Here is a 14,723-nt window from a genome sequence, read left to right on the forward strand (position 1 = left end):
TAGATAGCTATTTATGAGTAGTACAGTTAATTACAATGAATTGTTGAAATTCTCAAAAATTTCCGATAAATGGTGGGATGAAAAAGGTCCATTTAAACCTTTACATATGATGCATCCTGTGAGAATGCAATACATTATTGATTATATTAACAAAGTTATGCCAAGTGTTGATTTTCAATCATTATCGGTACTTGATGTAGGATGTGGTGGAGGATTGTTAACAGAGTCTATGGCACGTTTAAATATGAAAGTATGTGGAATAGATGCTAGCAAAGAAAATATTAATGTTGCTAAGATACATGCTTTAGCACGTGGTATATCTAATGTAAATTATTACTGTATGGATATAGAATCTATAGTCGACATTAAAGAAAAGTATGATATTATAACTGTAATGGAAGTAGTAGAACATGTTGATAATCTACCTTTATTTATAAAAAGCATAAGTAGCTTATTAAATGATAATGGTATAATGTTCTTATCTACAATAAATAGAAACATAAAATCTTTGCTATACGCAGTAATATGTGCTGAATACATACTTAAGTTAGTTCCTTGTGGTACACATCAATGGAACAGATGTGTCAAACCATCTGAAATTGCAAACCTGCTTTTACTTAATGGTGTATTTTTGCAAGAAATCGTTGGAATGAGTTTTAATTTACTGACAAACTGTTTACAATTGTCTAAGGATATTTCAGTAAATTATATTTTGGCTGCACGTAAATGTGTAGGTTAAGTATTAAATACTAAAATTAATTTTGATGATTAAAACAGAAAATTAATGATATATTGCTGATACAGATATGATCAATTAATGAGGTTGGGGTGGAAAGTATTCTTACCTATGTCTTTATTTTGGGTTATATTAGTTTCAGGAATTCTAGTATATACTGACTCACTTCCTAAAAACAATGTGAACAATAAAATACCTAGTTTTGTAGATAATTTATCATAATAAAGTAATACGCTAGAAAATAATATTCAGTATAACTAGATAGGGAATACAGTGAATAGTGGTAAATCATTCTGAAAGTATGTAAAATTTCTGAGTTGTTTTACATATTAGCTTTTCTATAAATAAATATATAACTACCATTGTACCAGTACTACGCACGGTAAACAATTCTAATAATAACACATATTGAATACTAATAATTTTTATCAAAATGTAAAAAATGATATACTACTAAGTATTATAGTAGTTCGGTAATATTATGTTGAGGATATGGGTTTCTTTTAGAAATGTTTTTTAAAAGATGTAAAACCTTATCAAAATTGAAAGCGTACACAATCCTGTTAGTATTTATGTAAATTATAATTGTACTAATTTATAATATGAAAAATGATTAAGTATACACACTAAAAAAGATGCACAAATATTTCTGATATTTTGTGTTATGCACTACTAAAGAAATTAAGAGCAATATTTTTAAGGTATACTTTAAAGATCCTCAACATTTGAACATGACCCTAATGAAGGGTTTTATTTATTTGCAACATAGAAAAAAATGCATCCACAGAATTAGTAAAATGTTCACATAGTGAGTAATTACCCAGGCATGCATGCATATATCATTGCTATTGATAGTGAATCAATAATACAATAAAGTTATTTTTATAGGCTCACCTTTACCAAAGTTCTATAATAGAGATGATATACGATTACGTAATAACTGATTAGCTGCAACACCACCAGTCACTACTAATTTGTTAATTCTATGATCTATAGCTCGTGAGATATCAATAGCATTACTAATCCTATTCACCAATATATCTCCAACACAATCTTGAAAAGAAGCTGAAATATTACATATAAATTCATCGTTTATATGCTCTTGATTAGCAATAATATTTCTTATAGCTGTTTTAATACCAGAAAAAGAAAAATCACATCCACAACGATTAGTTAATGCACGAGGTAAAAAAAAACTCTTGCTATTGCCCATTAAAGATTTCTTTTCAATAATTGGTCCACCAAGATATCCTAAATTCAACATTCTTGCTACCTTATCAAAAACTTCACCAAGTGAATCATCTAAAAAAGCTAGAGCTTTTTTATGGTTATTATTCAATACAGCTAATAATACAATAACTTTCCTATGTTTTATAATAAATAAATTTTAATATTAAAATTATTCCTAATCCAAATATAAATATGGGTAAGAACCATAATAAATAAGCATATGAATTATATGGTGGTATAATAATTATTTGATTACCATAATGATTTCTTAATTCTTCAATTATTTGACTGTCATCGTATCCATTTTTAATGTGGTTGCGTATTAATACACGCATATCATGGGCAAATTGTGATTGTGATTCATAAATGGACTCTCCAGAACAAATTAAACATCTAGTTATTTTAAATAAGTTAATAGCACGTAATTCCATTTCAGTATTTTTGAGTTTTTCATCTACTGAAAATGAATATGCAGAAGAAAATGCAAACATTACAATGAGTGATATAATTAGTATTATGTTATTTCTCAGATTCACGATGATCTACATCTACAATGGTTTTAATTTTTTTCATAAAATCCTTATATGGAACCTTCCCAACAAATACATTAAAGGGATCTTTTTTTTCACTTACTGATAATGTAACACTATCCTTATCTTTCATATCTGAAACTTCATCATATATATATTTACTTAAAGCCGATGATAAATTATCTTTATTTATCAGTTTAGTGTAAAATAATTCTACCAATTGTCTAATAGCATCTTGATGATTACTCATTTTTATAATCAACTTTCCTTCATCATTGAATTGGTTATCTAAAGAAAGAGGAATTGATAATTTTCCATTAATTTCAATTGATGAATCCTTAAATTTTAAATCTATACTTCCTATATCAGCATCAACTTGCTTGAAACCAATATCTGTCATAATTAGTGTGATTAAATTATTATTTATGGTTGCATTAATAGGATTATTATCTGTATTAGTAATAATATCAGCATTTACCTTATATTGTAAGTTTGTCGTAGCACCATTTGGAGTCTTAGATTCTTTAGTTTCTATAAAGAAAGAGTTTTTCCCTATGTTATTTTTATTATTACAACTAATACCACTATCTTGATACTTTATTGATTTAAAATATAATTTCTTTATACTTTTATCTTTAAATAACATAAACAGTAGATTTTCAGAAGGTTGAATTAATGCTTTTAAACCATGGTTGAATTTACAACTTACTATATTTGTAGGATCACTATTTGTAATTTTTGTTTTATTATTTACTTTAAGTTCACTTTCTGATACTGAAAACTCTAATTTGTTATCCAATATACTATATTTAACTGATAACGAAGGGGTAAGTATAGTTATTGGAGATAAATTTACTTTAAAATTTGAAACCTTAACATAAGGAGTAAAAGGGAATCCTAAAATTTGTATATCACCATATATTGCAGAAACATGAAGAAAAGCTTTTGATATAGTTGCTTTTATTTGGGTTGCTACAACAAACCAAGCACCTGTGTATATGGAAGAAAGTGATAGTATGATTAATAATATCACTACTAATTTTTTACTAAAATGTTTCATGTATTTACAACTTCACTGTTATTTTTTGTAAAAGAGATATTCCGGGTTTCATTAGGTAATATTACACATAACCCATCAAGTTCTTTTGTTAAGATAATTTGACACCCAAGACGTGAAGTATCTGTTAAACCGAAAGCTAAATCTAACATATCATTCTCTTCATCAGAAATCTCATTGTGTTGCTCGACAATGTTATACCAGCTTGGATCAATTATTACATGACATGTAGAACATGCTAAAGAACCCTCACATGCACCTTCCAAATCTACATTATTTCTATGTGCTAAACTTAGTAAAGTTTCTCCGTCATAAGCTTCATATGTCTTTCTACTTCCATCTGGTGAAATAAATGTTATTAATGGCACGGCGTATCTCCAATATCGTTATATTTATTTAACTACTAATATTACAGTTATCAATAGATTTTTTTAAGTAAAAATCCATTCGTTTTTTTATAAAGCTAGATGCTTGTAATTCAACATAATTAATAGCATCTTTAATCTGATCAATATGATTAGTCAATAATATTTTTTCTGCATCATCTAATACTTGATTAAGTATTATTAACTCTGATTGTGATATTAAGTCTTTATCATCAGTAAGTGCTTTCTTAATTATTGATATAACCCTTTGAGCTTCAATTTTTTGCTCAGTTAGTAGACGTGTATTCATATCACTATCAAAATTTTTTACAGATTCTGTAATATTATTTTCTATTTCTTTTTGATCTAACTTTAATGCATTATTAATGCTGACAGATTGTTTTATTCCTGTCAATTTTTCTTGTGCTGAAACAGTTAATAATCCATCCATATCAATTTGGAATTCTACTTTAACTTTTGCATAACCTGCAGGTAATGGTGGTATTCCTTTTAAATCAAATTTAGCTAAAGACTTATTGTGTTCTATCATTTCTCGTTCTCCTTGACAAACGTGAATCTGTATTGCATTCTGTCCATCAACATAAGTAGTAAATTCTTGTGTAGCAAATGCAGGTATCGGTGTATTTCTTGGTATGATTTTCTCTACAATACCACCTATTGTTTCAATCCCTAGTGACAGTGGTAAAGTATCTATAAGTAAGTTTTTATTTTTTACATGTGGATTTGATAAATAATATGCTTGTAAAGCCGCCCCTATAGCTACTATTTTTTCAGGATCTACATCACAAAATACTCTATTATGAAATATATTGTTTAACATGTCTTTAATTATAGGCATTTTAGTGGCACCACCTACTAATATTACTTTTTTGATGTCTTTGTAAGGAAGCTTTATGCTATCGATTGTTGAAAGTACAATCTCTAATGTTTCTTTTAATAGTTCTAGTGTTATATTATTGAGCTCATCTCTAGTAACGCTGCATGAAAAATTTTCGTCTTTGATTCTAAAAATAAAAGTTCCACTATCATGATTACTTAAATATTCTTTAGCAGATCTTACATCAGAAATTAACTCCTTTAGTGTTTCTTTATTAAAGTCTGCATTACTAACATGTGACTCTGCCTGATATTTTTCATATATAAATTTTGCAAATAAGTAGTCTATGTCATCTCCACCTAAATTTGTATTACCGCCAGTCGCTAGGACTTGGAATACTCCATCATGTAACTTTAGTATTGATATGTCAAACGTTCCACCTCCTAAATCATATATCATACATATACTGTCGTGTTCTGATTTTTCAATTCCGTATGCTAATGCTGCTGCAGTTGGTTCATTTAATAGACGTAGTACTTCAAGGTTAGCAAGTTGTGCAGCATCTTTTGTAGCTTTTCTTGCTACTTCATCAAAATATGCTGGTACAGTTATAACAACTTTTTTAACATCTAAGTTACTGCTATCTTTTACAATTTGACATAGTTTTTTGAGAATTTCTGCTGATATTTCAACTGGGGTAGCATATGTGTTATCTTGTTTTTTTATATATATATTATTATCTCCTATATCAACTGTATTAAATAACAGCTCTGAAGACAATTGATCAATATCTTTAACTGATTTTCCCATTAAGCGCTTTATTGAAGAAATAGTATAACCATTGTCATTAGAGTTTTTACCTACTTGTACTTGATTACTATCAAGATAGCTAACAATTGAAGGAATAAGAGAATTGCCATCTTTGTCTTTGAATATGATAACTTTGCCATTGTGACTATCCAGCATAGATATTAAGGAGTTAGTAGTACCTAAATCTATCCCGAATGCTATAGATATATTTTCTTCTTCTGGATCTGTTATGTTAACTAATTCCATTGACTAATTCCTCCTATCTTCTTGAATTCTTTTTACATATTTCAATTTTATGAGCTGTTTAGCAGCTTCATTGAAGTCCTCTACAAGAAAAGCATTTTCCATAGCTTTGGTACATAATATAACATGGTGCTGAATATCAATATCATTCGATTCACTAAGTGTGAATACTTCTCCGATTATGTCGTTTATATCTTCCTTATTTGCAGTAATTCCTTTTATTTCTAATAAGTATTCTGCTCTTTTTATAGAAGATTTTAAAGTTTGATATGCTTTGTTTATTTCTGCTATATTATCCAATGCTAACTTTTTTTCAGATTTCAGAAAAAATAAGTCAGGGTGATGTTTACTTTGTAATGTTATATAGTTTTTTTCTAATGTTTGCATATTAATAAAAAACTGTGGACTCATGTTGAATAATGAAAAGTAATCTTTATACATAGAAACTTTCTCCACAACCACACCTTCCTTTTTCATTTGGATTTTTAAATACAAAACCCGAAGATATTTTATCTTCAATATGATCTACTTCTGTTCCTTTAATAAACATCATAGCTTTAGGATCAATTAAGATTATCAAATTTTTATCTTGATATTTTATTTCAATTTGTACGTCTAACACCTTGATATCGTATGCATATTCTATACTATATTTGAAACCAAAACATCCTTTTTGAGCTACTATTATTCTAATGCCAATAGCAGCACCTTCTTTCTTATCGATAAGTTCTTTGATCTTTTTTATAGCATTTTTTGTTAGAGTAATAGGAGATTTATCTGTAAAACCACTATTTATAGAATATTTTATCTGCGAATCACATGTACTTTCTTGATTATTATGTGATACCGAAATTTCTTTATTCATAAATAAACCTTATGTTACATAATTACTGTGTTATCCTCCAGTAATATTATCATTTTTTCTGTTTTTGTGCTTGTTTCATATGATAATCACTGATTGCTGCCTTTACAGCATCCTCTGCAAGTAATGAACAATGTATTTTTACAGGAGGTAGGCTCAGTTCTTTTGCTAATACTGTATTTTTTAATTGATGCGCTTCAGCTACTGTTTTGCCTTTTATTAATTCAGTAGCTAATGAACTAGCTGCAATTGCTGCTCCACATCCAAAAGTTTTAAATTTTGCATCTATAATTCTTCCGTTGTCGTCTACTTTAATCTGTAATTTCATTACATCACCACAGCTTGGAGCTCCTACTAAACCTGTGCCTACGCTGTAATCTTCTTTAGGTAAAGTACCAACGTTTCTAGGATTTTTATAATGTTCTAAAAGAAGTTCACTGTAACTCATATAAATACCTCATAATTACCAAATAAATAAAAATTAATGCACATCCCACTTAATCTCGTTAAGATCTATACCTTCCTGAACCATTTCCCATAAAGGACTCATATCGCGTAGTTTCTTTATGCTACTTACAATAAGGTTTGATGCATATAAAATTTCTTCTTTTGTAGTAAACCTACCTAATCCGAACCTAATGGATGAATGTTCCAGATCTTTATCTATATTTAATGCACGTAAAACATAAGATGGTTCAAGGGAAGCAGATGTGCAAGCAGACCCTGAACTTACTGCTAAATTATTAATTGCCATAATAATGGATTCTCCTTCTACATATGGAAAACTTAAATTTAAATTTCCTGCTATACGTTGCTCGTAATCGCCATTTAATACTACATATGGTAGATGTTTTTTTATTTCATTATACAAAATATCTCGTAATTCTTTTATTCTAATAGCTTCATCTTCCATTACTTCTTGCGCTATAGATGCTGCTTCTCCTAATCCTACTGCTAATGGAGTAGGTATTGTTCCGGATCTCATACCACGTTCTTGACCACCACCGCTTATTATAGGAGTAAGTCTTATTCTTGGTTGACGCTTACGTACATATAATGCTCCTATACCCATTGGGGCATATATTTTATGTCCTGATATACTCAGTAAGTCTATATTCATTTTATTTACATCTATTGGTATTTTACCAAAAGCTTGAGCTGCGTCAGTGTGAAAAAACACTCCATGATCACGACAAATTTTTCCTATTTCTTCTATTGGTTGAATGACACCAATTTCATTATTTACCATCATAACAGATACTAATATTGTCTTATCTGTTATAGCTGATTCTAATAAATTAAGATCTAAAATTCCATTTTGTTGTACATCTAAATAGGTGACACAAAATCCTTCTGTTTCTAGATGGCGGCATGAATCTAAGACACATTTATGTTCTGTACGTACTGTAATAATATGATGTCCCTTATTCTTATAAAAATTTGCTACACCTTTAATTGCTAAATTATTTGATTCTGTTGCGCCAGAAGTAAATATTACTTCTTTACTTTCAGCATTTATTAAAGATGCAACTTTTTCCCGTGCTAATTCAACAGCTGCTTCAGCTTTCCATCCAAAACAATGACTACGTGAATGAGGATTAGAAAATTCTTGAAAATATGGGATCATAGCTTCTAATACTCTACCATCTATTTTAGTCGTAGATTGATAGTCAAGAAATATAGGTAGTTTAATATGTTGTTGTATCTCTTTTATTTGTTCCATGTTATAACCTGTTTTGGATATCATTAATGATATAGTAATATTCTAACTTTTGCACCATGTTACACCTAACTTTATTTATACATTTGATTATGCGTATATATTTTATACCAACAATTCACTATCTCTCTTATGTGGTCGTCTGTAGTATCGGGGCTTAAGCTAATCCTTATTGAGTTGTTTGCCACATCTTCACTTATTCCCATAGCAGATAATACATGTGAATGTCCTGCTACTCCTGTAGAACATGCAGATCCATTACCTACTGCAATATTGTTAATATCAAAACTTATCACCTGAATTTCATGATTAACATTAGGCATTGAAATACAGCTAGTATTTGGTAGTCTATTTACATCCTTACTAAATATTTGGGCATCTGGAACCAAACATAATATTTCATTTTCTAATTTATTTCTTAATTTTTCAATAGCAAGCATTTTTTTTACAGAAGTTTGTAAGTTATTAAGTGATATAGATAGTAAGTATATTGCTAAAATATTTTCAGTGCCAGCTCTTAATCCCTTCTCTTGATGACCACCTAGTATCATAGGTTTTATCTTTATTTTATTGCTATTGAAAAATAATACTCCTGCTCCAGCAATACTACCGAGTTTATGTGATGAAATTGTTAGTAAATCAACTCCTAAATCTTCAATATCTATATGAATCTTTCCACATGCCTGTACAGCATCTGTATGTACTAATGCTCCAAACTTATGTGACAACTCTACTATTTTTTTTATTGGCTGGATAACACCAGTCTCATTATTTGCTGTCATTACTGATACTAATATCTTTTGATCTTTAAATTTATATAAAAGATTGCTTAATTCATCTAAACAAATTATTCCGTTAGAATCCACAGGTATTAATTCTGCATTAGTAGCGCTATTTATAATAGATAGGTGTTCTATAGAAGAAATTAAATGCTTATAATCTAATGTACTGTTAATAACTAAATTATTTGCTTCTGTTCCAGATGAAGTAAAAATTGCATCATGATGTTGAGCATTTAACTGATTAATAGCTGTGTTTCTTGCTTCTTCTACTATACTTCTTGTTTTTTGCCCTAATTTGTGTATTGAAGATGGATTATATATATTTAGGTAACATGAATTATTTAAATGATATTTTATTTCAGGTAATACCGTAGATGTTGAATTGTAATCAGCATATATGTATGGATTAGTATCATTATGCGATGCTATACTCGATTTAAAGTTATTATTTAATATGTCTTCTAATGAAGTATTGTTTAAATAGTTTTTTATATGGTTTCCTATATCATCCCACAAATTATGTGCTACACATCTGGTATTATTTAATAGACAACTAGTGTGATTATTTTCGCATCTTGTAATCTTGATATCTTCTCCTATTGACTCAAGAATAAGGCTAAGTGTAATTAAGTTGGGGGCAACACTTAATGAATAACCACCACCTGGACCTTTTGTAGCATTAACAAGTCCTTTTTTCTTTAGTTGGGCAATTATTCGTTCAAGGTATCCTTCAGATAGAGATTGGTTATTTGCAATATATGACATTCTTACTGGTTGCAGCTTATTTTGTTGTGTATGAAGACCCTGTGCTAGTTTCACCATGAACATTATAGCATAACGTAACCTAGTTGTAATTAACATATCAATATCCACATACTTAGTTATGGGTCTTTTTAGTATTTTAAATTGAATAGATCATTTTGATATTATCAATAATCTGATAATGTATCATTAATATACCTTGTGTCAAGTAGGTTTTTTCTTAAATGGGATAGATTAAAATATTAATTATTTGATATATCTTCAATCTATGTAATGTTATTTTTTTACAGAAATACAAGCAAAACTATAGTGATTTTAAAGTTTTTACTAATGATACGTTTATTAAAAAGGCTTTATTAAGTTAAATTTTTTTGTATTATTAATTAGGTGAAGGTTTACTCAATTTTTAAGGAAGTTAATTCATGAGAGAAATATTTTTTAATGGTGCAGTAGGAAAAATTGAAGGGAAGTATCATCATAATAAAACAATAGGAGCCCCAATTGCTTTGATTTTTCATCCTCACCCCCAATATGGTGGAAATATGGATAATAAGATTGTCTATAACCTATACAATATATTTGCAAACAATGGATTTTCTGTTTTAAGAATTAATTTTCGTGGGGTAGGTAAGTCGTCTGGTAATTTTGAAAAGGGCATTGGTGAGTTAAGTGACGGTGCAGCAGCAGCAGACTGGCTACAAAATAATAATATGGCATCATCTCCTTTTTGGGTTGCTGGCTTTTCTTTTGGTGCATGGGTTGCAATGCAATTAATGATGAGACGTCCCGAAGTTGAAGGATTTATAGCAGTAGCTCCTCCTGCAAATAAATATGATTTTTCTTTTTTATCGCCTTGTCCTGTACCTGGTTTAATAATTCAAGGTGATCAGGATAGTATTTCTGATGAAGCTGCAGTTTCTCAACTTGCTGCCAGATTAAGTAATTCTATAAAAAGCGAATATATGCAATATTATGTCATAGAAAAGGCAGACCATTTTTTCCGTGATCACATGGATAAATTTAATGAGATTGTTGATAATTATATAAAGTTTTGCTTATCTGAATCTGCTGGTAATCGTAAAAAGGATGTTGCTAATAAAAAAGTGAAATATCGCCGTATTGTTATGCAAGATGAACCAGTATAATTAGTTAGCATTTTGTATTTATCTTGTACATAATAGAAAGAAAAGTCGGCTGTAGTGTAAAAACGGTTTGATGGTATTGTTTTTACTGTAGCTAATGTATTATCAGCTAACTGTGAATAAGGGAGTACTTACTGTTTTATTATAGGTATAGAATGTAGTGGTATTATAAGTGCCTTACATTTTGATTGAGAATCAATACTATGTATACTTTTTTGGATTGTCATTCCTAAAAGTTGCAATTTGGCACTTCCACCTATATGTACCATCATATGCTATAGAATTTGTAGTACATGATTATAAAAAATTATACTAATGTATGCCTTGTGTCAGTAACGAGTCGTACAATATGTTTGATTTGTAATAATTTCAATATAGTGTCTGTGGGTGAAATTATATTATGCTGTTGTTAAAATATTAGTTTTGCTAGATAATAATTCTTTTTTTAATAATTATATATTACTTAAGGTAAGAATGCATAAAATTATGCCATATTGTATGTTGAGTATGTTTCGATAAAATCTTAAAAAAGCAGTACATTATAAACTTGTTTTTTCTAGTAATAAATCATAAGTTACCATGTAATATTGCTTATATACTTTGCTACTTTAAGCATTTTGTGTTATAGATATGGGCTCTATAAGTTATGAAAATATTATATATATGATGGAACAATATAAATTTTGGCCATTTCACGAAGCAGAAAAAATATTAAAAAGATTTGGAGAAAATCAAGATATTATTTTTGAGACAGGCTATGGTCCATCAGGTCTTCCTCACATTGGCACTTTTGGAGAAGTATTGCGCACTACAGCAATAATGAACGCTCTTAAAAAAATATGCCCTAATATAACAACAAAAATTATTGTTATATCAGATGATATGGATGGGTTACGCAAGATTCCAGATAACATTCCAAATCAAGATATGTTAAGCCATCACTTAGATAAACCTTTGACTATGATACCTGATCCGTTCTCTACTCATAATAGTTATGGAGAACATATGAATATGTTATTATGTAAGTTTCTTGACTTATTTGGTTTTCAGTATGAGTTCAAGAGTGCGACACAGTGTTATAACAGTGGTATTTATGATGATAAGCTTCTTCTTTTATTAAAAAATTATGATAAAGTTATGAATGTTATGCTTCCTACTTTAGGTAGTGAAAGACAAAAAACTTATAGTCCTTTTTTGCCAATATGTCCTAAAACATCAAGAGTGCTACAAGTGCCTATAATTAATGTTGATACTAATGCAGGTACAATTTCTTATAGAGATAATGATGGTAAAACTATTGAGATACCAGTAACAGGTGGAAAATGTAAATTGCAATGGAAACCTGATTGGGGAATGAGGTGGTCTGCATTAAATATAAAATATGAGGCCTATGGCAAAGATCTACAACCATCTGCTGAACTTTCTAGTAAAATCTGCGAGATTTTAGGTAGTGAACCCCCAGTATTATTTTGTTATGAATTATTTCTTGATAAGGATGGTAAAAAGATATCTAAGTCTAAAGGCAATGGAATTTCAATAGAAGATTGGCTTTCTTATGCTCCATCTGAAAGTTTAGCATTATACATATTACAAAATCCAAGAAAAGCTAAAAAATTGTATTTTGACGTAATTCCACGTTCTATGGATGATTATCTTGATTTGGTAGATGACTATCATAATAATCCTAATTGTGATAATCCTGTGTGGCATATTCATAATGGAAATGTGCCAGTAATTAATATTGCTGGTTTAAGTTTTTCTTTATTACTAAATTTAGCATCAGTATGTAATGCTGAGAAAAGTGAAGTATTATGGGGATTTATTAAAAAATATAAACCTGATGACTCTGTATTAAATAATAGAATTCTATCTCAATTAGTAGACTTTTCTGTGAAGTACTATCATGACTTTGTTAAACCACATAAAATTTATAAGATTCCAGATGACGATGAAAAAATTATATTAGATGATCTTAAAAGTATACTTAGTGAATTTCCAGACAATACCACAGCTGAGGAGATACAAAATAGTATATTTTCTTTAGGCAAGAAATATTACTTTAATGATTTACGGTCTTGGTTTCAACGTCTTTATGAGATTCTACTAGGGCAGAGTCATGGTCCTAGACTTGGTTCTTTTATCAAATTATATGGAATAGATAACACTGTAGAATTAATTAATCAATCCTTAGGAAGGCAATAATCAATTGCTATATTACCCTTATAATATTCTAGCAAAATATTGATATTAATATATCTGCAATATCATTTTTACACCATCAAGTTCGTATTATTGTTGGTACATTAGTTGAATGTGGTAAGGGTAATTTTTCCCCAGAACATATCAAAAGCATAATTGACGCAAAAATAGGTCTTATGCTGATATAACAGTCCCACCTAGTATTTCCTTATCTTATGCAATAGTCTACAATGAAAAAAGTATTTTATATTGTGTATACAATGTGACGTTACTAATAGGTATTAATCTTAACCAGAATAACTGTTTTAAGTTCTGAAATAAACAGTATATGCTTAACAAAGTAGTAAAATAGAAAAACTTCAAATAAAAATTATTATTACAATTGTCATATTAGCTTAATCTTTTTTCAGAAAAGCTCTTACACAATTTTCCATTATTACGGATGTGTGAATTATTAGATCTTGTTATATAAAGTCAAAATACTCACATAAGTGCAGTATACACCTTAGCACCACCTAGCTTGTTTTGCTTGCCTTTTCATGTATAACCTTCTTGAAGTATTACGTAGTATGCATTAGTTAAATATGGTAAAGACAATTTTTCTCAGGAACATATAATAAAAATATGATTACAGCAGTTGTTGCTCTATTCTAAATAAACCTGCACCATTATAAGGATTTAATTTTCTATCTTTTAAATCCTGTAAACCTGTAAATTTCATGACACCAGTAAAATACTCAAATATTATTCAAATATATCTAGAAACATTCTCTACTGATGAGTTATCTGAGTCTATGTTACTTAGTATGTGAATATTGTATTAAAAATCATAAATGGACCATATTTCCACTCATACGCTAATTTTAGTGCTTTATCTATTACTGATATATTAGAAGATAATTCTGGCACTAAAGAAGCAATATACATTAAAGTGTTTGATCATATATAACGCATGAATTTTCCATAACTTATTACCAACATTAAATAAACTTTGAATGTTTCCAAATTCATGATTGACATAAGATACAGGCCTATATAAGCCAGTATATAAATCTATAACCTGATCATTATATCCATTATAAAGTTCATAAGAAGCGTAGATTTCTAATAATATAAATATGTGATACATCAATCTATGCAATGCAATTTAAGTATATATAATTCATAATCTTATGATAGGTTATTACTTATACATATATTGTCAGAAATGCAATAAATTATAACTTAATATCTAACTCTATTGTTGTAGTACATGTAAAAAAACAAACACTGACTTTCATGCAAGATTTTCAGCAAAAATGAGATGTTATGTATATGAAATAATAAATCGTTATTAACCTTTAACAGATAGATTATAACCGAGCATGGTTAGTACGTAACTTTCTTATAAAATATTTACGATATAAATAATGTTCAATTAATAATAATGTCACTGAAGTTAGGTCTA

General features: G+C 28.9%; 13 protein-coding genes and 4 pseudogenes. 6 read left to right on the plus strand and 11 right to left on the minus strand.

The window, feature by feature from the left end; translation table 11 throughout:
* The first annotated feature begins 13 nt into the window (after positions 1-13).
* Positions 14-739, plus strand: a complete 726-nt coding sequence (gene ubiG / locus EDL80_RS02290) for a bifunctional 2-polyprenyl-6-hydroxyphenol methylase/3-demethylubiquinol 3-O-methyltransferase UbiG (protein WP_158406584.1) — start codon at positions 14-16, stop codon at positions 737-739.
* Between the two features lie 60 nt (positions 740-799).
* Positions 800-958: pseudogene (locus EDL80_RS02295) on the plus strand (NADH-quinone oxidoreductase subunit H); the annotation flags it as partial.
* Positions 959-1,655: 697 nt separating this feature from the next.
* Here EDL80_RS02295 and EDL80_RS02300 read toward each other — a convergent pair.
* The 10 genes and pseudogenes from EDL80_RS02300 to EDL80_RS02345 all read right to left on the minus strand — a co-directional run.
* Positions 1,656-2,093, minus strand: a pseudogene (locus EDL80_RS02300) (hypothetical protein); the annotation flags it as partial.
* Between the two features lie 7 nt (positions 2,094-2,100).
* Entirely contained in the window at positions 2,101-2,457 is a 357-nt protein-coding gene (locus EDL80_RS02305) for a cytochrome c-type biogenesis protein CcmH (RefSeq protein ID WP_230957615.1), read from the minus strand.
* 28 nt (positions 2,458-2,485) lie between these two features.
* Positions 2,486-3,556: a hypothetical protein gene (locus EDL80_RS02310; protein WP_158406586.1), complete on the minus strand. Its 1,071-nt coding sequence runs from the start codon at positions 3,554-3,556 to the stop codon at positions 2,486-2,488.
* Positions 3,553-3,921 carry a ferredoxin family 2Fe-2S iron-sulfur cluster binding protein gene (locus EDL80_RS02315; protein WP_158406587.1) on the minus strand — a complete coding sequence of 123 codons (369 nt, stop codon included), beginning with the start codon at positions 3,919-3,921 and terminating at the stop codon, positions 3,553-3,555. The genes EDL80_RS02310 and EDL80_RS02315 overlap by 4 nt, the downstream gene beginning before the upstream one ends.
* Positions 3,922-3,949: 28 nt before the next feature.
* Positions 3,950-5,812, minus strand: a complete 1,863-nt coding sequence (gene hscA, locus EDL80_RS02320; protein ID WP_158406588.1) for a Fe-S protein assembly chaperone HscA — start codon at positions 5,810-5,812, stop codon at positions 3,950-3,952.
* A 3-nt stretch (positions 5,813-5,815) separates the two neighbouring features.
* Positions 5,816-6,265, minus strand: a complete 450-nt coding sequence (hscB, locus tag EDL80_RS02325; RefSeq protein ID WP_230957179.1) for a Fe-S protein assembly co-chaperone HscB — start codon at positions 6,263-6,265, stop codon at positions 5,816-5,818.
* The gene (locus EDL80_RS02330) at positions 6,243-6,674 is read right to left on the minus strand and encodes a HesB/IscA family protein (RefSeq protein ID WP_158406589.1); all 432 of its coding nucleotides are present in this window, start codon (positions 6,672-6,674) and stop codon (positions 6,243-6,245) included. Before EDL80_RS02330 ends, hscB begins: the two co-directional genes overlap by 23 nt.
* 49 nt (positions 6,675-6,723) lie before the next feature.
* Positions 6,724-7,119 carry a Fe-S cluster assembly scaffold IscU gene (gene iscU, locus EDL80_RS02335; RefSeq protein WP_158406590.1) on the minus strand — a complete coding sequence of 132 codons (396 nt, stop codon included), beginning with the start codon at positions 7,117-7,119 and terminating at the stop codon, positions 6,724-6,726.
* Between the two features lie 33 nt (positions 7,120-7,152).
* Complete coding sequence (locus EDL80_RS02340; protein WP_158406591.1) at positions 7,153-8,394, minus strand: IscS subfamily cysteine desulfurase; 1,242 nt, start codon at positions 8,392-8,394, stop codon at positions 7,153-7,155.
* 71 nt (positions 8,395-8,465) lie between these two features.
* Positions 8,466-10,034 carry an aminotransferase class V-fold PLP-dependent enzyme gene (locus EDL80_RS02345; RefSeq protein ID WP_196492747.1) on the minus strand — a complete coding sequence of 523 codons (1,569 nt, stop codon included), beginning with the start codon at positions 10,032-10,034 and terminating at the stop codon, positions 8,466-8,468.
* Between the two features lie 323 nt (positions 10,035-10,357).
* Here EDL80_RS02345 and EDL80_RS02350 point away from each other — a divergent pair, with 323 nt between their 5' ends.
* The 3 genes and pseudogenes from EDL80_RS02350 to EDL80_RS05060 form a co-directional block, all read left to right on the plus strand.
* A complete protein-coding gene (locus EDL80_RS02350; protein WP_158406593.1) occupies positions 10,358-11,080 on the plus strand; it encodes an alpha/beta hydrolase in 723 nt (240 codons plus the stop codon).
* Between the two features lie 660 nt (positions 11,081-11,740).
* Positions 11,741-13,279: a lysine--tRNA ligase gene (locus tag EDL80_RS02355; protein ID WP_158407090.1), complete on the plus strand. Its 1,539-nt coding sequence runs from the start codon at positions 11,741-11,743 to the stop codon at positions 13,277-13,279.
* A gap of 35 nt (positions 13,280-13,314) precedes the next feature.
* A pseudogene (locus tag EDL80_RS05060) lies at positions 13,315-13,472 on the plus strand (tRNA pseudouridine(38-40) synthase TruA); the annotation flags it as partial.
* Between the two features lie 693 nt (positions 13,473-14,165).
* Here the strand turns inward: EDL80_RS05060 and EDL80_RS02365 are convergent.
* Positions 14,166-14,405, minus strand: a complete 240-nt coding sequence (locus EDL80_RS02365) for a hypothetical protein (protein ID WP_230957178.1) — start codon at positions 14,403-14,405, stop codon at positions 14,166-14,168.
* Between the two features lie 62 nt (positions 14,406-14,467).
* On the opposite strand from EDL80_RS02365, the pseudogene EDL80_RS05065 reads away from it, so the two are divergent.
* Positions 14,468-14,610, plus strand: a pseudogene (locus tag EDL80_RS05065) (tRNA pseudouridine(38-40) synthase TruA); the annotation flags it as partial.
* Between the last annotated feature and the right edge of the window lie 113 nt (positions 14,611-14,723).

Origin of the sequence: Ehrlichia ruminantium (assembly GCF_009728835.1) — a bacterium.
In the GTDB taxonomy this organism is placed as follows: domain Bacteria; phylum Pseudomonadota; class Alphaproteobacteria; order Rickettsiales; family Anaplasmataceae; genus Ehrlichia; species Ehrlichia ruminantium_B.